Origin of the sequence: Mesoflavibacter sp. CH_XMU1404-2, assembly GCF_037029465.1 — a bacterium.
Taxonomy (GTDB): domain Bacteria; phylum Bacteroidota; class Bacteroidia; order Flavobacteriales; family Flavobacteriaceae; genus Mesoflavibacter.
This window is the reverse complement of sequence record NZ_JAYMEM010000018.1, coordinates 50,708-71,378: the sequence shown is the minus strand read 5'-3', so window position 1 is coordinate 71,378 and position 20,671 is coordinate 50,708. Positions and strand designations below refer to the sequence as shown.

The following is a 20,671-nucleotide window of genomic DNA, read 5'->3' as shown; positions in this document are numbered from 1 at the left end:
AATCATAAATTAATCAATATGGCTTCAATATTTACAAAAATTATAAATGGTGAAATTCCTTGCTACAAAATCGCAGAAACAGAAGATTTTTTCGCCTTTTTAGATATCAACCCTAACGCCAAAGGACATACACTTTGTATACCAAAAAAAGAAGTTGATAAAATCTTTGATTTAGATGAAGCTACGTATACTGGCTTAATGCAATTTTCTAGAAAAGTAGCTATAGCTATAGAAAAAGCAATACCATGCAAACGTGTTGGTGTAAGCGTAATTGGTCTAGAAGTGCCACATGTGCATGTACATTTAATTCCTTTAAATAGTATGGAAGACGCTCGCTTTATCAGCAAAGAAACACTTACTAAAGAAGATTTTGAAGCAACTGCAAAAGCAATACAATCTTACCTGTAGGAGCTAATTAAAAACGTAACTAAAGCAGCAATTAAAACTATAGATACTAAAATTAAAATCAACGCCAATGGTTTTAGTTTTAAGTAGCTTTTTTTTGGTGTAAAAGCTTTTAATTGATAATCGTAAACACGCTCAATATCATCTGTCCATTGTATTGGAAAAATTTCAGTTTCACAAGTATTACAATATAGACTATGACTTATTTTTTGAGTCAAAGTTTTGTGAAGTGTTGTTTCTAAAAACTCTTGTTTAAAAGTAAGTTGTAATCCAGAATTGCTGTAACATTCTGGACAGTTGTTTTTTAATTCTACTTGCTTTACAGTAACATAGCTTTTATGCATAATTAAACCGTTTTTAACGAAATTAACATGGTTGTACCAACTCCAATTTCAGACATTTGAACTTTTATTTTTCCATCATGAAAATCTTCAACTATTCGTTTTGTTAAAGATAATCCCAATCCCCAACCACGTTTTTTTGTGGTGTAACCTGGTTCAAAAATAGTTTTAAATTCGTTTTTAGAGATGCCTTTACCAGTATCGCTAACCGTAATGTCTACATGTTTTTGATGTGGTGTAATTTGAACTCTCAAATTCCCTTTTCCTTTCATGGCATCTATCGCATTCTTAACCAAGTTTTCAATGCTCCAACCGTATAGCTGTCTATTTAAATTTACATAAATTGGTGTGTCTGGAGCATCAATACTAAAGTTAATCAATTTTGACGACCTAGACTTTAAATAACCGTAAGCTTCTTTAGTTTCTTCAACAATATCTAATTGTTCTAACGTTGGTAAAGAGCCTATTTTACTAAAACGTTCGGTAATAGTTTGTAATCTATTTATGTCTTTTTCAATCTCTTTAATGTATTCTGGATTGGTGTTTTCGGTCTTTAAAATTTCTGTCCAACCAATTAAAGAAGATAGCGGCGTACCAATTTGATGTGCCGTTTCCTTTGCCATTCCAGACCATAATTTGTTTTCGGTTGCATTTTTAGAACTTTTATAAAAAAAGTAAACTACTGCACCAAACAATAAAATGATTAGTAGTAGAGCTAGTGGATAGTATTTAAGCTTGTTTAATAAAGGAGAATTTCCGTAGTAAATAGTTCCAATAAAAACATCTTCTTTTAAATCATTATCTCTATACTTTAAAGGAATTGGTTTGTTTTCATTTTTATATTGAATGCGCTTCTTTTCTAAAAATTCTTTTAAGTTTTTTACACCAACTGTATCTATGTTATTAAAACTGCTAAACTCTCCAGAAGGATCAACTAAAATTCTTGGATTTGTGGATGTAGAATCTGTAAGAATAAAAGTTGTAATATTATTAACTTCTTCATCTAGCCCATTAGTAAAACTGTTTAAAAAATCACTTTGAGCATAGGTCCAAATCTCCATTTTACGACGTTCTTCTTCTTTAAATTTCTGAAAGAACACATATGTATTCCATAAAATCAAAGAGATAATTCCAAAAGACGCAATAATAATAATCCAACGTACTAGCTGACGATGTTTAGTAAAAAACATGATGGTTAATTTTTGTTGTTAATATAATGCAATTCTGTTAATAATATTGTGAGAGTTACCTATTAAATTGCTTTTAGTTGCGTGCCAGATTATGTACTTTTGTACAAAATAAACAAGTAGTATGTTATCATTTTTGCCAAAGGATTTAGAAACACCAAAACTACACAGTTACCTGCTTAGCGCTGTGGCACCAAGACCAATCGCGTTTGCAAGTACAGTAGATAAAGATGGAAGACCCAACCTATCACCGTTTAGTTTTTTTAACGTTTTTAGTGCAAATCCACCAATATTAATTTTTTCTCCTGCAAGACGTGTTAGAGGCAATACCACAAAACATACTTTAGAAAATGTAGAAGTTACAAATGAAGTCGTAATTAATGTGGTAAATTATGATATTGTACAACAAATGTCATTAAGTAGTACAGAATATCCTGAAGGTGTTAACGAATTTGAAAAAGCAGGGTTAACCATGCTAAAATCGGACATTGTTAAACCTTTTAGAGTGGCAGAAAGTCCTGTGCAAATGGAGTGTAAAATTAACGATATAGTTAAACTTGGGACAGAAGGTGGCGCAGGTAACTTAATAATATGCGAAGTGGTTAAAATGCATATTAACGATGAAGTTTTAGATGAAAATGGAGCTATCGACCAAGTAAAATTAGACTTAGTATCAAGAGCAGGTGGTAGTTTTTATAGTAGAGCAAAGTCTGGTTTTTTTGAAATACCAAAACCTTTAAGTACATTAGGTATTGGTGTAGACGCTTTACCAGAACATGTTAGAAACAGTAACATATTAACAGGTAATGATTTAGGTTTATTAGCAAATGTAGAAACATTACCAACAGAAGATGCTATATTAGCGTTTAAAGAAGAACATAATTTAGCCGAAATTAGCCAAGAAGATAAACACAAAAAAGCACATGATTTTTTAAGTTATAATGATGTAGAAAGTGCTTGGAAAATGCTATTATTGTAAAATAGCAATACAAATTTAGACGAATATTTAATAATTATATAGAAAATGGAAGTACAAGGAAAAGTAAAATTAATTGGAGAAACGCAGACTTTTGGTAGTAATGGGTTTAGAAAAAGAGAAATAGTAGTCACTACAGAAGAGCAGTATCCACAACATATCATGATAGAGTTTGTTCAAGATAAAACAGATTTATTAAACAACTACCAAGTAGGTCAAGATGTAAAAGTAAACATCAATTTACGTGGTAGAGAATGGGTTAATCCACAGGGAGAAACAAAGTATTTCAATTCTATTCAAGGTTGGCGTATAGAAGCTGTTCAGGCAGGTGCGCCACAAGGTATGCCAGAAGTGCCACCAGCACAAGCTTTTGAGCCTGCAACAGATGTAAACGAAGAAGATCACGACGATTTACCGTTTTAAACATATTTCGCTTTCGCGGAAAATAAAAACCCTCAAAGCCAAATGGTTTTGAGGGTTTTAAGTTTTAGTGGGTTTAGTTAGGTCTTTATATAATTAAACTTTTGAATACATTAACTTAGAAATTTAGACCTAAATAAATATCATGGTTAAAATAAAAATATCAAAATAAATCATTGAATTTAAAGCATATAAATTAACTAAAACGTTTTCGAAATTTTGTGTTTTGTCAATTTCATGATAAATATTTATTTTAAGTAAAAATAATTGCATTGAAATTTTTAAATAAACATCACTTTTTTCCACCAGTATCTCAAGCAACAGAAGATGGTCTTTTAGCGTTTGGTGGCGATTTAAGTCCTGAAAGACTTCTGTCTGCTTACCAAAACGGAATTTTCCCATGGTTTGAAGATGATAATACCATTTTGTGGTGGTCGCCAGATCCTCGTTTTGTGCTATTTCCTTCCAAATTAAAAGTGTCCAAAAGTATGAAACAAGTTTTACGTAATTGTGATTTTGAAGTCACAGTAAATAAAAATTTTAATGCTGTAATCAACGAATGCGCCAAAGCAAAACGACCTGGTCAAGATAGCACATGGATTACTAACGGAATGGTAGAGGCTTACAATACACTACATCAACTAGGTTTTGCAAAATCTGTCGAGGTTTGGCAAGACCAAAAGTTAGTTGCTGGCTTATATGGCGTCGATTTAAATAATGGTGTGTTTTGTGGCGAAAGTATGTTTACTAAAGTTAGTAATGCTAGTAAAGCAGGTTTTATCACCTTTATTCAAAACAGTAATTACAAATTAATAGATTGTCAAGTTTATACCAATCACTTAGAAAGTTTAGGCGCAGAAGATATACCTAGAGATGAGTTTTTAAAGTATTTAGGATAATTATTTTAACTACACTTCATTATACCTAAAACAATCAACCTCATGATCGTTAACCATTCCGGTTGCTTGCATATGCGCATACATAACTGTACTACCAACAAATTTAAATCCGCGTTTTTTTAAATCCTTACTTAAAGCATCACTTATAGCAGTATTTGCTGGTGCTTCTTTGTAATTTTTAATCTTGTTTTTTATGGGTTTACCATCAACAAAAGCCCAAATGTATTTGCTAAACGTTCCAAACTCTTCTTGCACTTTCATAAAGGCTTGTGCATTAGTAACTGTAGCTTTTATTTTTAATTTATTGCGGATAATACCTTCGTTTTGCATTAATTCTTCAAGCTTCTTTTCGTCATAAGAGGCTATTTTTTTATAATCAAAATCATCAAAAGCAGCTCTAAAATTTTCGCGTTTACGCAACACAGTAATCCAGCTTAATCCTGCTTGAAATGTTTCAAGAATTAAAAACTCAAAAATGGTATCGTCATCATAAACAGGTTTTCCCCATTCTTGGTCATGATAAGCTTCGTAAAGTGCATCGCCAACGCACCAACCGCATCTATGTTTTGTCATTGTAAGGTTTTAAAAAATATACTACTAATGTAACAACAGTTACCTATTTATCCTAACTTATCCAGTATTTTTACACTATGGAAACAACATATACTTTGCAACAAATAGACATTATAAAAGAGAGTTTAAAACACAGTATGACTTATAATCAATATTGTGAAGTAGTTAATCATTTAGCGACAGAAAACTCTAATACAGGAAATGAAAAAACCGAAGCTTTAGCCAATTATACCAAGCTTAACGATAGACGCATGAAAAGATGGAATAAAACGGTTAAAATTAGTGATGAAGATATAGATGCTATTAAAAATGCAACAGTAAATCAAACATGGATTGTTCTTACCGAAAGTTGGTGCGGCGATGCAGCACATGTAATACCTGTAATTAATAAGGTTGCCGAGTTAAATACTGGTATTAATTTGCAATTAGTTATGCGTGATGAAAATGAGCAATTAATGGATTTGTTCTTAACCAATGGTGGTAAATCAATACCTAAACTTATTCAGTTTGATAATACAACAAAAACAGTTTTAAATAGTTATGGTCCAAGACCAACAGAAGCTACCAAGCTGGTTAATGATTTTAAAAAGAAAAACGGTACGTTAACTGCCGAATTTAAAGAAGATTTACAACGTTGGTATAATAAAGATAAAGGTCAAAATGTGATTAATGACTTGTTAGAATTAATCAATTAATAACGTCAGTTCGAGTGATTTTGAGGTATGAAAAATTGTATCGAGAACATTTTATTGAAATTCAAAAGTAATCGTACCAATTTGAGAGGTTTTATTAGCAGTGTCAAATCTGGCTTCTTTTGCATACTTTAAAGCATAATCTTCTAAGCAAGCGTTGTTAGAAGTTGATGCAGAATTAATGCTGACTTTTACCACGTTTCCGTTTTGATTCACTGTAATATTCACTACTATTTTTCCTCTAGCATCACATAAATAAATAGGAATTGGTAAATGTTGATCAATACGACCTTTTAAAGAATAGTACACATTACTGTTGGTGTTTGCAACATTGCTTTGTGCTGCGCTTTGATTTTGACTTCGTTTAGAAAGTACACTGTTAACACTATTAAAACTGGTCATAGTTTCTTCAGAAATTGAAGAATTACCACTGCTTTTAGATGCTGAAGTTTCTTTGATAACGTTGTTTTTATAGGTTTCTAATTTTGGATTTGTGTAATCTTTTGGAGGTGCAATAGGTTTATAAGCTTGTGCGTAATGTTTGTAGTTTTCGGTTGTATTAAATGCTTTATTAGTAGCGTTTGAATTTTTGTTTTGTGCTTCTATTTCAGGTGTTTCTTCTTTTAAATCTTCTACAGTTTCTACCTCATAAAATGTTTCGGCTTGAGCATGATCTAACTTAAATATAGTGGCATTAAAAACTGAAAGCACCAATATGCCAACAATTAAAAATGTTATAGCTAATGCCTTATGTGAATTGCTAAACGCCATGCAAACGAATTAATAAATTAAGCTTAATTTGTTAGTAATTTATATACGCAGCTAAACGTTGAAAAGACGTTTTTTAGTCCTTTTTTGGCAAATTTTTAATAAAATCTTCGATAGAAAGTGCATTTTTCACTTCAAATTCGCCAATTCTTGTGCGACGTAAAACAGAAAGATGAGCACCAGAATTTAAAGCTTTTCCAAAATCATTTGCTAAAGATCTTATGTAAGTACCTTTACTGCAAACTACTTTAAACTCTAAGTTTAAACCGTCTATTTTAGTAATTTCAAAAGCTTCAATAGTAACTTTTCTGGGTTTAATTTCTACGTCTTCTCCAGCACGAGCAAATTCATAAAGACGCTTTCCGTCTTTTTTGATGGCTGAAAATACAGGTGGATATTGATCAATTTCGCCAATAAATTGTTTGGTTGATTGGTGTATTAAATCTTCTGTGATATGATCGGTTGGATAGGTGTTTTCAATTTCGGTTTCTAAATCAAAAGAAGGTGTTGTGCTTCCTAAAACAAAAGTGCCTGTATATTCTTTAATTTGACCTTGAAAGGTGTTGATTTGTTTGGTCATTTTTCCTGTACAAATTACTAATAATCCAGTAGCTAATGGATCTAAAGTACCAGCGTGACCAACTTTAATTTTTTTTATGTTAAAGGCTTGTCTGATTTCCCAACGTAGCTTATTGACTACCTGAAAAGACGTCCAGTTTAAAGGCTTGTCTATTAATAAAACTTGTCCTGATTTGTAGTCTTCTCCAGTCATTTTTTTAATTTAAAATTGAATATATTACTGCAATTAACCCAACAATAGCACAGTAAATAGCAAAGTACGTCAGTTTACTTTTTTTAACTAAACTTATCATCCAAGTACAAGCAAAAAGACCAGAAATAAACGCAGCTATAAAACCAATAGATAATGCTGTAAAATTTTGAGATTCTAAACTTAAATCTCCACTTAAAATATCTTTAGCAATTTTACCGAAGATTAATGGAACAACCATTAAAAACGAAAACCGTGCTGCTTTAGTTTTGTCATTACCCAACAATACAGATGTAGAAATTGTTGCGCCACTTCTTGAAATACCAGGTAACATAGCAATAGCTTGAGAAACGCCAATTATAAACGCATTACTAAATGATACATTTTTATTGGTGTTTTTGGCTTTATCTGCAAAAAATAAAAGGATAGCTGTAATTAATAACATAAAGCCAACTAATAAGATGTTTCCTCCAAAAAGTTGCTCTAATTGCTCTTCAAAAAATAAGCCTACAATCACCGCAGGAATCATAGATATTGCAATTTTTGAAGCAAATTTTAAATCTTCGTTCCATTCAAATTTTAAAATACCTTTTAAAAGTGACCAAATATCTTTTCTAAAGACAACAATAGTGCTTAAAGCTGTAGCAAAATGAAGTACAACGGTAAATAATAAGCTTTCTTCAGGTACGCTACTATCGCCTAAAATAGCTTTGCCTAACTCTAGGTGACCACTTGAAGATACAGGTAAAAACTCGGTTAAACCTTGTATAATTCCCAATAAAATAGAATCTAAAACCTCCATTTAAATAAATTAATTGGCCAAAAGTAAACATTTGTTTTTTAAATTTTGAAGCTAGAATCTCTAATAATCAAGTTTGTTTTTATTTCTATAGTTTTATTGACGTTAATTTGATTAGTGCTGTTTATTTCTTCAATTATTTGTTTTACTGCTGTAGACCCTATTTTTTGTCCAGGTTGGTCTATTGTTGTTAATTTAGGCTCTATTATCTGTGAGTTTGTAGAATTACTAAATCCTACTACAGCTATATCTTCTGGAATTTTTATACTAAGTTTTTTTAAAGTTTTAATTACTCCAATAGCGGCACTATCCGTTATAGCAAAAATTGCATCTGGTTTTTCTTTTAAGGATAGTAATATATTGGTCATTCTCTTTCCCTGATGCATAGAAATGTCTTCTACACTTAAAACTATTTTACTATCTAATGGAATATTATTTTCTTTTAAAGCTCTTAAATAACCATGATACCTTTTTTCAGAAGTAAAAGAATATTCTGTTTCTTTAATAATTGCAATTCTTTTTTTTCCAATGTTAATTAAATGCTCAACTGCATTAAAAGCAGCTTCTTCTTCATTAATAACTACTTGTGTACATGGTATTTTGTTAGAGGCTTTGTCAAATAAAATAAGAGGTACAGTATTTAATACTTTAAGAATATCATCAACATCTTTTGTCATCTTAGAGATAGACATTAGTACGCCGTCAACACCAAATTGTAACATAGTATTTAGCATTTCGGTTTGCTTTTTTACATCATTATTAGATTCTGATATAATGACTTTATAACCTTGAAGATTTGCTTCTTCTAAGATTCCTCTAATTAAAGTAGTCGTAAAATAATGAGTAATATTAGGTACAATTACCCCTAAAATGTTACTTCTATGAGATCTAAATCCTTTAGCAAATAGATTGGGAACATAATTTAAATTTCTTGCAAGGTCTTTTACCTTTTGTTTAGTTTCTATACTTATATCTGGATGATCATTTAAAGCTCTAGAAGCTGTAGATGGAGAAATATTTAGACGTTTAGCTAGGTCTTTTAAGGTTATTATCTTTTTTTTCATGTTTATTGATGCAATCGTTACCGCAATCGTTTGCGTGCGAATCTATTAATTTTTTTGATAAAAATTTAACTATTTGATAATATTTTAGCCTCACTAACACAAAATATATATAACATGAAAAAATTTTTACTTACATCTTTAATGATGATTAGTATTATTTCTGCCTTTTCTCAGACTGTCATTAAAGGAAAAGTTTCAGATGCAAATAATACGCCTATAATGGGAGCTAATATTATTATTAAGAATAGTGACTTTGGAGCTGTTACAGATTTTGAGGGTAATTTTACGTTTACTACAAGTTTGACAGGTCAACAGACTTTACAAGTGTCTTACGTTGGTTTTGATACTTTCGAACAAAGTATTGATTGTAATAACAGTGAAGTGAATATTAACGTTGTTTTACAAGAAGGAGAAAATGCATTAGAAACAGTTGTGCTTACAGCGTCTTCTACTTTTAGATCTCAAAAAGAGACACCAATGTCTATAAGTTCTGTTAAACAAAAAGACATTACAAAGTTATCTGCAAATAGCCAGGCAGATGTTTTACGTAGTATTCCTGGTATTACTGCAGAAGGTGGTGGAGGAGAAACAGCTACTAACCTTTTTGTAAGAGGTTTACCTTCTGGTGGGCAATACGTATTTAATCCATTACAATACGATGGTATGCCATTAATGAGTACGTTTGGTCTTAACTCTTCTGCTCATGATGTGTATGCAAGACCAGATTTAGGATTTAAAGGTGTAGAATTTGTTAGAGGTGGAGCAGCAGTTTTATACGGTGCTGGTTCTGTAGCAGGTATTATTAATTACACTAGTAAAACAGGAGATTCTAATGATGAAAATATCCTTAATTTAGAGTATGGTACAGATGGAAGATTAAAAACTGAATTCTACTCAGGAGGACAATTAGGAGGAGAAGACTCGAATACTTACTACGCAGTAACTGGTTTTGTTAGAAAAGACGAAGGTCCTATAGATACAGGATTAGATACTAGAGGATTTCAATTAAGAGCTAATATTAAACAAAAATTTGATAAAGGATTTTTTACAGTACATGGTCAGTTTATAAATGACCGCGCACAATTTTTTATGCCTTTACCTCTTCAAGGAGGATCAAGAGAGCGATTAAATGGTAATGATGGTGATGAGGTACAATCTTTATTAACAGGAGAATTGGCTAACACATCTTTTTTAACACCTGGCGGAAATTATGACAGCCCTATAGGAGATGGTGTTTACACTAAAGGAGGATATATTTTAGCAGACTTTAATTACGATTTAACAGATAATTTAAAATTTAAGTCTAAAGTAAAATATGCTAACTATCAACACAATTTTGCTTTATATGTTGGAGGTGACGGTAATTATGGTAATCCTATTACTTTATCAGATTATGTAACTGCTGTAGCACCAAATAACATAGATTATACTGCAAATTATTTAGGTGGATCAGGACAACAAATTAATGGTAATGATTTAGTAATTGAAAATTTACACATTGATAGATTAAGACCAATGACAGACTATTCTGGAGAGGCTAATTTAGTTTTTAAATCAGAAAACGGTATACATACTTATACAGCGGGTACATTCTTGGCACGTACAGAAGCAGAAGATGTTAATTATCAATATAGAGTGCTTTCAGAATTTAATAATAATCCACGTCTTATAAACTTAAGTTATACAAATGCTGGTGGAGATAATGTTATTTACTCTCAAGGAGGTTTATATAACAGAATAGGTATGACAACTAATAACTTTTTAAACCAAAGTAGAACAGCATTTTATATTACTGACGAGATGGTTTTAGATAAATGGCGTTTTGATGTTGGTTTTAGAATAGAATCTACAAAAGGAACATTTAGAAGAGGAAACTTAGCAGAAAGCCAAGTTTATGATGATGCTAATTTAACTTCAGATCTTCAAAACGTAAGATATACAGACGGTACATTTACAACAGGTGAAATTGAAGCAACAGATTGGGCTGTATCACTTGCAGGTTTATATAAGCTAACAGCGTCTACAAATTTATATGCTAACTTCTCAAGAGGATTCTTTTTCCCACAACAACGTGGTTTTGCACCAACGCCAGGAATTAGAGACACAAATTATGACGCTGAAACAATTTTACAAGGAGAAATAGGAGCAAAATTTGGTACATCTAAGTTCTCAGGTTCTGCTGCAGCTTATTACGTAGGGTTAAGTGATCGTATTAGAATTGATCAAGCAATTGTTAACGGAGAGTTAGTAGACCAAGGTCGTAGCGAACAATCTACAAAAACATTAGGACTAGAAGCAACAGGTAACTATAAAATAACAGATGCATTTACAGCATCAGCAACATTAACGTATCAAAATCATGAAATTACAACAAATCAAACAGAAGATTTAGTTAATGGAGGCATCACTACAATTAACGAAGGAAATGAAATAGGAAGGCAACCTAACTTTTTAGGGTCGTTTGCTCTAAATTATGACAATAGCCAATTTGACGCTTTATTTTCTCTTAACCATACTGGTGCAAAATTTACAGACGATACTAATAACGTAGAGTTAGACGCAATCACTATAGCAAGATTAGGTGCAGGATATACTTTTAAAACTAAAGACAATAGTAATTTAAGAGTAGGATTCTCTGTATTTAACTTATTTGATAGTTCTGGACTTACAGAAGGAAATCCAAGAGCTGGTATTGCAGGACAATCTGCAGATGGTGACTTCTTTTACGGAAGACCAATATTACCAAGACGATTATTTATTACCACTACATTTAATTTCTAAAATTATTTAATTATGTCTTAAAGCATTGGTATTATTTATCGTAATGCCGATGCTTTTTTTACAATTTTTATATCAAAACAAACTATGAGTAAAGAAAACCTAAAAGAAAAAGCAAAACATATTCTTGAAGCTAATTTTAATGAAGATAAAGGTTTTACAATTCCTTGTGAAGGTTTATATCCTTTTCAATGGAATTGGGATTCAGGCTTCATAGCTATCGGATTTGCCCATTACGATAGCAATAAAGCAAAACGAGAAATAGAAGCGTTATTAAGTGCACAATGGGAAAACGGATTTATCCCTCATATTGTATTTCATAATGATAGTGATACCTATTTTCCAGGTCCAGATTTTCACTTATCAAAACTTCATCCATTAGCATCAAAAAGTCATAGAACAACTGGTATGACACAACCGCCAGTACTAGGGTTTGTACTTAAAGAAATTTATGATATTGTAGATGATAAAGAGGATATGCTAAATTTTATTAAGCAAAACATAGACAAAGTTTTCTTTAACCATCAACATTTTTACAATCACAGAGACCCAAATCAAGAAGGTTTAGTCTTCATATACCATAATTGGGAATCTGGTACAGATAATTCACCAATTTGGGACGATATTTGGGAGACTATGGATCCGCCAAACTATAAGTTTGAAAGACGAGATACCACTCACGTCGATGCAGCACAAAGACCAACAAATAGAGAGTATGATTACTATCTTCATTTAATTGAAATTGCAAAAGCGCATAATTACGATGATGCAAAAATTGCAGAATTATCACCATTCTTAGTACAAGACCCATTATTTAATGCTATGCTTATTAAATCTAACGAAGCATTAATTGAGTTGTATGAAATGATTGGCGATTCCGAAGATAAAATAAGTACATTAAAAGCTTGGCAAGAAAAGGCAATAACAAGATTTAACGAAAAGCTTTATAACGAAAAATTAGGAGGTTACGTACACTACGATTTAAGAAATGAAAAGCAGATAGAACATCTTTCGTCTTCATCTTTTGCACCTTTATTTTCTAATATACCAACAAAAGAACACGCTGAGGTAATGGTAAAAACGCTAATTGAAAAATTTGGAGGAGAAGACCGTTATCTTTGTGCATCTTTCGATCCAGAAAGTGATAGATTTAACCCTAAAAAATATTGGCGTGGACCAATTTGGATAAACCTTAATTGGATGCTTTATAACGGACTAAATAATTATGGGTTTACAGATATTGCTAATCGTGTAAAAGAAGATTCTATAACGCTAATCGAAAAATATGGTTTCTACGAATATTTAGATTCTAGAAAATCTGTAACAGAAAATGCTGGTTACGGAGGAAATAACTTTTCTTGGAGTGCAGCATTATTACTAGATTTATTAAAAGACTAAAAAGCAACTAAATGAATTGGCTAGATTACACCATTATAATTGTTTACCTCATAGGTTTTGTGGCTATGGGCTATTTCTTCAAAGAAAATAAAGATTCTAAAGATTATTTTTTAGGAGGAAAAAGCTTAGGTTGGTTTCCGCTAAGTTTATCAACTATGGCAACCCAATTATCTGCCATTAGCTTTATTTCAGCACCAGCTTTTGTTGGTTTAAAAGCTAACGGAGGATTAAAATGGCTAACCTTTGAGTTTGGTGTTCCTCTAGCTATGATTGGTATAATGTTTTTCATAATTCCACCTTTATACAAATCTGGTATTGTTAGTATTTATGAATATTTAGAACGTCGCTTTTCTAAATCAACTCGAAAATTAATTAGTGTTGTTTTTCAAATTAGTAGAGCTTTAGGAACAGGTGTAATGGTATTTACTATGGCGTTAATTATACAAGCTGTAGTAGGTATAAGTTTTCATTGGACGTTAATTATTATAAGTATTGTAACACTTATCTATTCGTATCAAGGTGGTATGAAAGCTGTTGTTTGGGGCGACGCAATACAAATGATAATTCTGTTTTCAGGATTAATAATTTGCCTTATTGTTGGTTATTCTTTAATGGAAGATACCGGAACATTTACAGGCTTTAATTCCGAAAGATTACAGGTGATAGACCTGTCTAATTTAGGAATTTTCCAAGGTGAAGAATATGGCTTTTGGCCAATGCTTTTAGGTGGTTTGTTTTTGTATTTATCGTACTACGGTACAGATCAAACCCAAGCACAACGCTTATTATCTGCAAAAGATGAAGGTACAATTAGAAAACTTTTAATGGCTAATGGACTGCTAAGATTTCCCGTAGTATTAGTATACTGTATTATGGGATTAATTATTGGTTATTTAGTAAGTAATATCCCAGAGTTTTACCAAAGCATACAAGAAACAACGCGTGTACATTATCCTGCAGAATACGCAGCTTCTGGTATAAAACCAGATTTAATGATGCCTGTATTTATTACCAAATATTTGCCAAACGGACTAATCGGTATTTTAATGGTTGGTATCTTATCTGCAGCAATGTCTTCGTTAAGTTCTACAATTAATTCGTTAAGTGCTGTAACTATCGAAGATTTTTTTAATAGCGGAAAAAACAAGCTGTCCGAAAAACGCTATATGGTGTTATCTAAAGGACTTGTTGTTTTTTGGGGTGTAGTTTGTATACTTGCAGCATATCTTTTTGGTAATAGCCAAAGCACAGTTATAGAGCTTATTAATGCTATTACATCCTTGTTTTATGGACCAATATTAGCTGCTTTTGTTATTGCAATATTCTTAAAAAAAGTTAATCATATTGGTATGAATGCTGCCATTATAACATCGGTAGCAGTAAATCTTATTTTTAAATACTTACCAGAGTTAGTCTACTTTTTTACACAAGGTCAGTTTTATTCGGGTCAAGATTCTATTCATTTAGCATTAGCAGATTTAGGATATAAGAATGTGCCAGATATTTTTTGGATTTGGTATAATCTTACAGGATTTATAATTGCAATTTTAGTTGCAATTTTAGTAAGTAAATTAACCCATAAAGTACCTGCAAAACAAATAGATATAGACTATAAAGTTAGCTTTAAAGATCTATTTAAAAAGGAAAGTATTATACTAATTTCATTCTTTATTTTTATACTTATAATAAGTTCATTTTTACCTAATATATTAAGCTAAAAAATGAAAATTGTATTAGCACCAGACAAGTATAAAGGCTCATTATCAGGCTTAGAGTTTTGTAACATCGTAGCGCCAATTTTAAAGAAAACCGACAATGCAGAGGTCATTAATGTACCGTTAGCAGATGGAGGAGATGGTACTATCGAAGTTGTTAATTATTACCTTAATGGAAACAACATAGAAGTTGAAGTTAATAATCCGTTATTTAATAAGATAAAGGCAAACTATCTATACGCCGAAGAGTCTAAAACAGCTTTTATAGAAATGGCTGAAGCATCAGGTTTAAAGCTTTTAAAACCGAAAGAGCAAAATTGTATGAATACCACAACTTTTGGTACAGGACAATTAATTCTCGATGCGATTAATAAAGGTGCAAAACACATCATTTTAGGAATTGGTGGAAGTGCTACAAACGATTGCGGTATTGGTATGGCAACCGCTTTAGGATATCGTTTTTTAGATAAAACTAATAACCAAGTGAAGCCAATTGGTAGCGAGCTAATTAATATTAAATCTATTGATGATACGCATGTTGATGCACAATTAAAAACGGTTAACATTCAAATTGCTTGTGATGTCACTAATCCACTTTTTGGTACAAATGGTGCAGCACATGTCTACGCAAAACAAAAAGGTGCTTCAAAAAGTGATATTGAATATTTAGATCAAGGTCTTCAAAGTTTTTCAAAAGTTTTAGATGGTCATTTCAATACAAATATTCAAGACATTGCTGGAGCAGGAGCAGCTGGCGGAATGGGTGCAGGTTGTATTACTTTTTTAAGCGGAACACTATCACCAGGAATAGAATTAGTAAAACGGATAGCTAATTTTGATGCAAAAATAGATAACGCAGATTGGATTATCACAGGTGAAGGCAAGCTAGATAGTCAAACACTTTCAGGTAAAGCAATAGATGGTATCTTAAAATCTGCAAAACCACAAGGGATTAAAGTTGCAACATTTTGTGGTAGTGTAGATTTAAGTCAAGAGGCACTTCAAAAAATAGGCATACAATACAGCGCATCCATTATGGATAAAGCAAAAAACTTTGAAGATGCTTTAGCAAATACAGAGACTTATTTAAATCAAATCACTAAAGATTTTATACTTAAATCAAAATTATAAAGGGTAGATTAATTTTTAGGCTTAGATAGTATTGCATAAACCTGTACGCCAAGACCAATAATAACCAATGTTGGTGCTAGTCTAATGCGTCTCCAACTAAAAATTTCTGGGTTAAACACATTAGGGTCATCACTTCCACCGCCAGACATAAGTATAAATCCAAGCGCCATAAGAGCAAGACCTATGAACATAAACTTATAATTGTGCTTTTTAAAAACCAATTCGGTTTTAAGATTGTTTTTGTTCTTGTTTTTACTTTCGCCCACGATGATTTATTATTTATAAGACAAATTTAAACTTTTTAAATTAATCATATATATGTTTAATGGTATGTTTTTTTGGACTTACCTTTTCTACTTGTGCTACTTTATTATTAGCTTCTGGTTTTGCTTTGGCAATGTAAATTACAATTGCTATAAGACCTATCAATACAAACGTTACTCTTTTCATAACCGTTAATTTTAGGGATTAATTAAACTTTTTAAAGTAATGGTTTGGTCAGTCGCACTTAATTTTTTTGGTTAAGTAAATATAACGTGCTAAAGTGTGAAGTATTGTTAACGCTAACGTTAAAAGGTGTTAAAGTTATTTAATACAACTGGTCTGTTTTTAAGTTTAAAAAACGCTGTGTAGCAAAATGTGTACTTATCCAAGTGATAATAATCCCTAATAAGAAAACGGCTAAAAATAAACCGCCAATTAATATTAAACTTTGTCTAAGTGCTAATTCTGGAAACATTTTATCTACGTAATACACTACAAAACCAAGTCCTATTAATGCTACAACAGCACCAAGAATACCTAGTTTTATGCTTTTCCAAACAAAAGGTCTGCGTATAAAGCTTTTTGTAGCGCCAACCATTTGCATAGTTTTAATGGTAAATCGTTTAGAGTAAACAGATAATCTAATAGAACTGTTAATTAAAAGTACAGCAATTAAAGTGAAGATAGCACTAAGTAATAATACCCAAAAGCTTATTTTTTTAACGTTGCTATTAATAAGCTCAACAAGACTTTCGTCGTATTTAACTTCGTCTACAAAGCTTTTTTCTTGTGCTAAAGCAGTTAATTCTTCTAACTTTTCGTTAGTTAAAAAATCGGCTTTCAACTTTACATCAATACTATTTTGTAAAGGATTATAACCAACTAGATCCATAAAATCGTCACCAAATTCAGATTTCATTGCTTCTGCAGCGTCGTCTTTAGATACAAAATCGGTTGTTTTTACATAGTCTGCAAGCGCTAGACTTTTTTCAAGTTGTTTTATTTCAACATCCTTAGCAGTGTCTTTTAAATACACTGTTACGTTTACGTTTTCTTTCATAAAATCGGTTACTTTTTTCGCGTTAAGCAATAAAAAGCCAACAATTCCTAATAGAAAAAGTACTAAAGCGATGCTAATTACAACTGAAAAGTAAGACGAAATTAAACGTCTTTTTTGATATCTGTCAAAAGATGAACTCATAAAACGATGTTAGATTATACCGTAAAAATATAAATATTTTGGATTGCTTAATGTTTACAACGTTTAAACTTTCAACATTGTTATAATAAGTTTAAATTTGCGCTTTTATAAGCCGAAAAACAACAAGATGCAATACGATTTTAAAAAGATAGAAGACCATTGGCAACAGTATTGGGCCAAAAACGAAACTTTTAAAGCCGAAAACAACAGCGAAAAACCTAAATATTACGTGCTAGACATGTTTCCTTATCCATCTGGAGCAGGATTACACGTTGGACATCCGTTAGGGTATATTGCTAGTGATATTTATGCGCGCTACAAACGCCATAAAGGTTTTAATGTATTGCATCCACAAGGTTATGATAGCTTTGGTTTACCGGCAGAACAGTATGCTATCCAAACAGGACAACATCCTGCAATTACAACAAAAACTAACATTGCTACGTACAGAAAACAGTTAGATAAAATTGGTTTTTCTTTTGATTGGAGCAGAGAAGTACGTACCAGTAATCCAGAATATTACAAATGGACGCAGTGGATTTTCATCCAACTGTTCAACTCTTGGTATAATGTAGATTCAGATCAAGCTGAAGACATTTCAACATTAGAAACACTTTTTTCTTCGGAAGGAAATGCAACAGTTAACGCTGTTTGTGACGAAACAGTTGAAACATTTTCTGCTGAAGAATGGCAAGCCTTTTCATCTGAAAAACAACAAGACATATTATTAAAATATAGATTAACGTATTTAGCCGAAACTGAAGTAAATTGGTGTCCGGCTTTAGGAACTGTTTTAGCTAACGACGAGATTGTAAATGGCGTGTCAGAACGTGGTGGTCATCCTGTAGTGCGTAAAAAAATGACACAATGGTCTATGCGTATTTCGGCGTATGCAGAACGATTATTACAAGGTTTAGATAGCATCGATTGGACAGATGCGTTAAAAGAAAGTCAGCGTAACTGGATAGGTAAATCGGTTGGAGCATCGGTAACTTTCAACGTAAAAGATCATAACGAAACAATCGAAGTGTTTACCACAAGACCAGATACTATTTTTGGTGTTAGTTTTATGACTTTAGCGCCAGAGCACGATTTGGTTTCAAAAATAACAACATCAGAACAAAAAGATGAGGTAAATGCCTACATCAAAGCAACTGCGAAACGTAGCGAACGCGACCGTATGGCAGATGTAAAAACCATTTCTGGTGCATTTACAGGTGCGTATGCAGAGCATCCGTTTACTAAAGAACCAATCCCAATTTGGATTGGCGATTACGTATTGGCTAGCTATGGTACAGGAGCAGTAATGGCTGTGCCTTGTGGCGACCAACGTGATTACGATTTTGCGAAACATTTTAATATCGAAATCCCTAATATTTTTGAAGGTGTAGACATAAGCGAAGAAGCATTTGCAGATAAAGAAAAAACCGTGATAGCTAATAGCGATTTCCTTAACGGAATGAACTACAAAAAAGCAACCAAACGCGCTATTTTTGAGCTAGAACAAATTGGACAAGGACAAGGAAAAACCAACTACCGTTTACGTGACGCAGTATTTAGTCGTCAGCGTTATTGGGGAGAACCTTTCCCGGTATATTATGTTAATGGTATGCCACAAATGATAGACCAAAAACATTTGCCAATTACCTTACCAGAAGTAGAAAAATATTTACCAACCGAAACTGGCGAGCCACCATTAGGTCGTGCAGATGTTTGGGCTTGGGATACGCAATTAAACCAAGTGGTTAGCAACGACAAAATAGACGATAAAACGGTATTTCCTTTAGAGCTAAATACTATGCCAGGTTGGGCAGGAAGTTCTTGGTATTTCTTTAGATATATGGAAGAACAAGCCAATCGTGGTAATGCATTTGCAACCGAAGATGCGCTTAACTACTGGGAAAATGTAGATTTATACATTGGCGGAAGCGAGCACGCTACAGGACATTTATTATATGCACGTTTTTGGACTAAGTTTTTAAAAGATAGACATTTTGTAAACGTAGATGAGCCTTTTAAAAAGTTAATAAACCAAGGAATGATCTTGGGAACGAGTGCTTTTGTTTATAGAGTTGAATCTTTACCTATGATTGGGAAGAAATCAACAGGTAATATTCAAGATAATGCGGTTAGATCAATTTTTTCGTCTTCTATTTATGTTTCAGATATATTAGCAAAATCAATTGAAGATGATACAATTTCATCAGATTTATGGGCTAAAATTGTTGGAAAAATTAATAAAGAAATAAATGAAGTTAATGAGACTTTACCTGAAGGTGAAACGAAATATGGGCAAACTAATATGCTTAAAGTTTCTGCTTTACATGTTAAAGTTCAATATGTAAATGCTTCAGACAAATTAGATGTTGAAGGCTTAAAAGAAGATAGCGAATTTGGTGACGACTTTAAAGGTGCTATTTTTATTGGTGAAAATGGAGAAATAATTGAAGGAGATAATGATGTTTACAAAGTCGGTCGCGAAGTCGAAAAAATGTCAAAATCAAAATACAACGTGGTTAATCCAGATCAAATCTGTGAAGATTACGGTGCAGATAGCTTACGTTTGTATGAGATGTTTTTAGGTCCGTTAGAGCAAGCAAAACCTTGGAATACTGCTGGTATTACAGGTGTACATGGTTTCCTTAAAAAATTATGGAAGTTATACGTAGACGATAATGGTTTAAAAATAACCGATGCAGAACCTACAAAAGACAACTTAAAAACCTTACATAAAACCATTAAAAAGGTAGAAGAAGATATTGAGAATTTTTCTTTCAATACATCGGTATCTACTTTTATGATTGCGGTTAACGAGTTGACTGCGCAAAAATGTACAAGTCGCGATATTTTACAACCATTACTAATTTTAGTATCGCCATACGCGCCACATATCGCAGAAGAGTTATGGCATCAATTAGGTAACGACATGTCAATTTCTACAGCGCCTTTTCCAGTTTTTGAAGAAAAGCATTTAGTAGAAAGCAGTAAGAATTATCCAATTTCGTTTAATGGTAAAATGCGTTTTACATTAGAATTACCATTAGATATGAGCAAAGACGAAATAGAAAAAACCGTTATGGCTCACGAAAAAACACAAGAACAATTACAAGGTCGTACACCTAAAAAAGTAATTATTGTACCAGGTAAAATTGTGAATATTGTAGGGTAAAAACCTAAATAAAATAACATTTTATAAACAATAGCCTTCAATAATTTTTGAAGGCTTTTTTTATGCTTCCCAATACAATTTGCTCATACTTCACAAATCACTCGAAGTGAAGATACTTTTAA

The 20,671-nt window shown here is 32.1% G+C and carries 20 protein-coding genes; 10 read left to right on the top strand and 10 right to left on the bottom strand.

The features are described from left to right. Nucleotides 1-18: 18 nt before the first annotated feature. On the top strand, nt 19-408 hold the full coding sequence (locus tag WA327_RS08230; protein WP_336068502.1) for an HIT family protein: 390 nt from the start codon (nt 19-21) through the stop codon (nt 406-408). Here the strand turns inward: WA327_RS08230 and WA327_RS08225 are convergent. Next, nucleotides 399-749: a hypothetical protein gene (locus tag WA327_RS08225; protein ID WP_336068500.1), complete on the bottom strand. Its 351-nt coding sequence runs from the start codon at nt 747-749 to the stop codon at nt 399-401. The two genes, WA327_RS08230 and WA327_RS08225, sit on opposite strands and share 10 nt — an antisense overlap. Nucleotides 750-751: 2 nt before the next feature. Continuing rightward, nucleotides 752-1,936: a HAMP domain-containing sensor histidine kinase gene (locus WA327_RS08220; protein WP_336068498.1), complete on the bottom strand. Its 1,185-nt coding sequence runs from the start codon at nt 1,934-1,936 to the stop codon at nt 752-754. Nucleotides 1,937-2,057: 121 nt separating this feature from the next. Between WA327_RS08220 and WA327_RS08215 the strand changes: the two genes are divergently transcribed. The 3 genes from WA327_RS08215 (at nt 2,058) to aat (ending at nt 4,228) form a co-directional block, all read left to right on the top strand. Beyond that, on the top strand, nt 2,058-2,912 hold the full coding sequence (locus WA327_RS08215) for a flavin reductase family protein (RefSeq protein ID WP_336068496.1): 855 nt from the start codon (nt 2,058-2,060) through the stop codon (nt 2,910-2,912). Between the two features lie 45 nt (nt 2,913-2,957). Continuing rightward, nucleotides 2,958-3,332, top strand: a complete 375-nt coding sequence (locus WA327_RS08210) for a DUF3127 domain-containing protein (RefSeq protein ID WP_336068494.1) — start codon at nt 2,958-2,960, stop codon at nt 3,330-3,332. Nucleotides 3,333-3,601: 269 nt separating this feature from the next. Next, entirely contained in the window at nt 3,602-4,228 is a 627-nt protein-coding gene (gene aat / locus WA327_RS08205) for a leucyl/phenylalanyl-tRNA--protein transferase (protein WP_336068492.1), read from the top strand. Nucleotides 4,229-4,237: 9 nt separating this feature from the next. Here aat and WA327_RS08200 read toward each other — a convergent pair whose 3' ends face one another. Continuing rightward, nucleotides 4,238-4,801 carry a DNA-3-methyladenine glycosylase I gene (locus WA327_RS08200; protein ID WP_336068489.1) on the bottom strand — a complete coding sequence of 188 codons (564 nt, stop codon included), beginning with the start codon at nt 4,799-4,801 and terminating at the stop codon, nt 4,238-4,240. Nucleotides 4,802-4,878: 77 nt separating this feature from the next. Between WA327_RS08200 and WA327_RS08195 the strand changes: the two genes are divergently transcribed. Beyond that, the gene (locus WA327_RS08195) at nt 4,879-5,496 is read left to right on the top strand and encodes a thioredoxin family protein (protein WP_336068486.1); all 618 of its coding nucleotides are present in this window, start codon (nt 4,879-4,881) and stop codon (nt 5,494-5,496) included. Between the two features lie 51 nt (nt 5,497-5,547). Here WA327_RS08195 and WA327_RS08190 read toward each other — a convergent pair whose 3' ends face one another. The 4 genes from WA327_RS08190 to WA327_RS08175 all read right to left on the bottom strand — a co-directional run bounded on the left by WA327_RS08190 (nt 5,548) and on the right by WA327_RS08175 (nt 8,893). Then, nucleotides 5,548-6,264 carry a TonB family protein gene (locus WA327_RS08190; protein ID WP_336068484.1) on the bottom strand — a complete coding sequence of 239 codons (717 nt, stop codon included), beginning with the start codon at nt 6,262-6,264 and terminating at the stop codon, nt 5,548-5,550. Nucleotides 6,265-6,337: 73 nt separating this feature from the next. After that, nucleotides 6,338-7,033, bottom strand: a complete 696-nt coding sequence (gene truB / locus WA327_RS08185) for a tRNA pseudouridine(55) synthase TruB (protein ID WP_336068480.1) — start codon at nt 7,031-7,033, stop codon at nt 6,338-6,340. Nucleotides 7,034-7,037: 4 nt separating this feature from the next. Continuing rightward, entirely contained in the window at nt 7,038-7,832 is a 795-nt protein-coding gene (locus tag WA327_RS08180; protein ID WP_336068478.1) for an undecaprenyl-diphosphate phosphatase, read from the bottom strand. 38 nt (nt 7,833-7,870) lie between these two features. Further along, nucleotides 7,871-8,893 carry a LacI family DNA-binding transcriptional regulator gene (locus tag WA327_RS08175; RefSeq protein WP_336068476.1) on the bottom strand — a complete coding sequence of 341 codons (1,023 nt, stop codon included), beginning with the start codon at nt 8,891-8,893 and terminating at the stop codon, nt 7,871-7,873. Between the two features lie 114 nt (nt 8,894-9,007). On the opposite strand from WA327_RS08175, the gene WA327_RS08170 reads away from it, so the two are divergent. The 4 genes from WA327_RS08170 (at nt 9,008) to WA327_RS08155 (ending at nt 15,915) form a co-directional block, all read left to right on the top strand. Further along, nucleotides 9,008-11,674, top strand: coding sequence for a TonB-dependent receptor domain-containing protein (locus WA327_RS08170; protein WP_336068473.1), 2,667 nt, complete (start codon nt 9,008-9,010; stop codon nt 11,672-11,674). Between the two features lie 84 nt (nt 11,675-11,758). Beyond that, the gene (locus WA327_RS08165) at nt 11,759-13,069 is read left to right on the top strand and encodes an MGH1-like glycoside hydrolase domain-containing protein (protein ID WP_336068470.1); all 1,311 of its coding nucleotides are present in this window, start codon (nt 11,759-11,761) and stop codon (nt 13,067-13,069) included. A gap of 11 nt (nt 13,070-13,080) precedes the next feature. Continuing rightward, complete coding sequence (locus WA327_RS08160; protein ID WP_336068467.1) at nt 13,081-14,787, top strand: sodium:solute symporter family transporter; 1,707 nt, start codon at nt 13,081-13,083, stop codon at nt 14,785-14,787. Between the two features lie 3 nt (nt 14,788-14,790). Beyond that, nucleotides 14,791-15,915, top strand: a complete 1,125-nt coding sequence (locus WA327_RS08155; RefSeq protein WP_336068465.1) for a glycerate kinase — start codon at nt 14,791-14,793, stop codon at nt 15,913-15,915. 8 nt (nt 15,916-15,923) lie between these two features. Here WA327_RS08155 and WA327_RS08150 read toward each other — a convergent pair whose 3' ends face one another. The 3 genes from WA327_RS08150 to WA327_RS08140 form a co-directional block, all read right to left on the bottom strand. Next, on the bottom strand, nt 15,924-16,181 hold the full coding sequence (locus WA327_RS08150; RefSeq protein ID WP_027880868.1) for a DUF3098 domain-containing protein: 258 nt from the start codon (nt 16,179-16,181) through the stop codon (nt 15,924-15,926). 40 nt (nt 16,182-16,221) lie between these two features. After that, on the bottom strand, nt 16,222-16,365 hold the full coding sequence (locus WA327_RS08145) for a hypothetical protein (protein WP_155912670.1): 144 nt from the start codon (nt 16,363-16,365) through the stop codon (nt 16,222-16,224). Between the two features lie 139 nt (nt 16,366-16,504). Further along, nucleotides 16,505-17,380 (bottom strand): permease-like cell division protein FtsX, encoded by an 876-nt coding sequence (locus tag WA327_RS08140; RefSeq protein WP_336068462.1) that lies wholly within the window; start codon nt 17,378-17,380, stop codon nt 16,505-16,507. Between the two features lie 127 nt (nt 17,381-17,507). Here WA327_RS08140 and WA327_RS08135 point away from each other — a divergent pair, with 127 nt between their 5' ends. Next, nucleotides 17,508-20,549, top strand: a complete 3,042-nt coding sequence (locus tag WA327_RS08135) for a class I tRNA ligase family protein (RefSeq protein ID WP_336068461.1) — start codon at nt 17,508-17,510, stop codon at nt 20,547-20,549. Nucleotides 20,550-20,671: the final 122 nt, after the last annotated feature.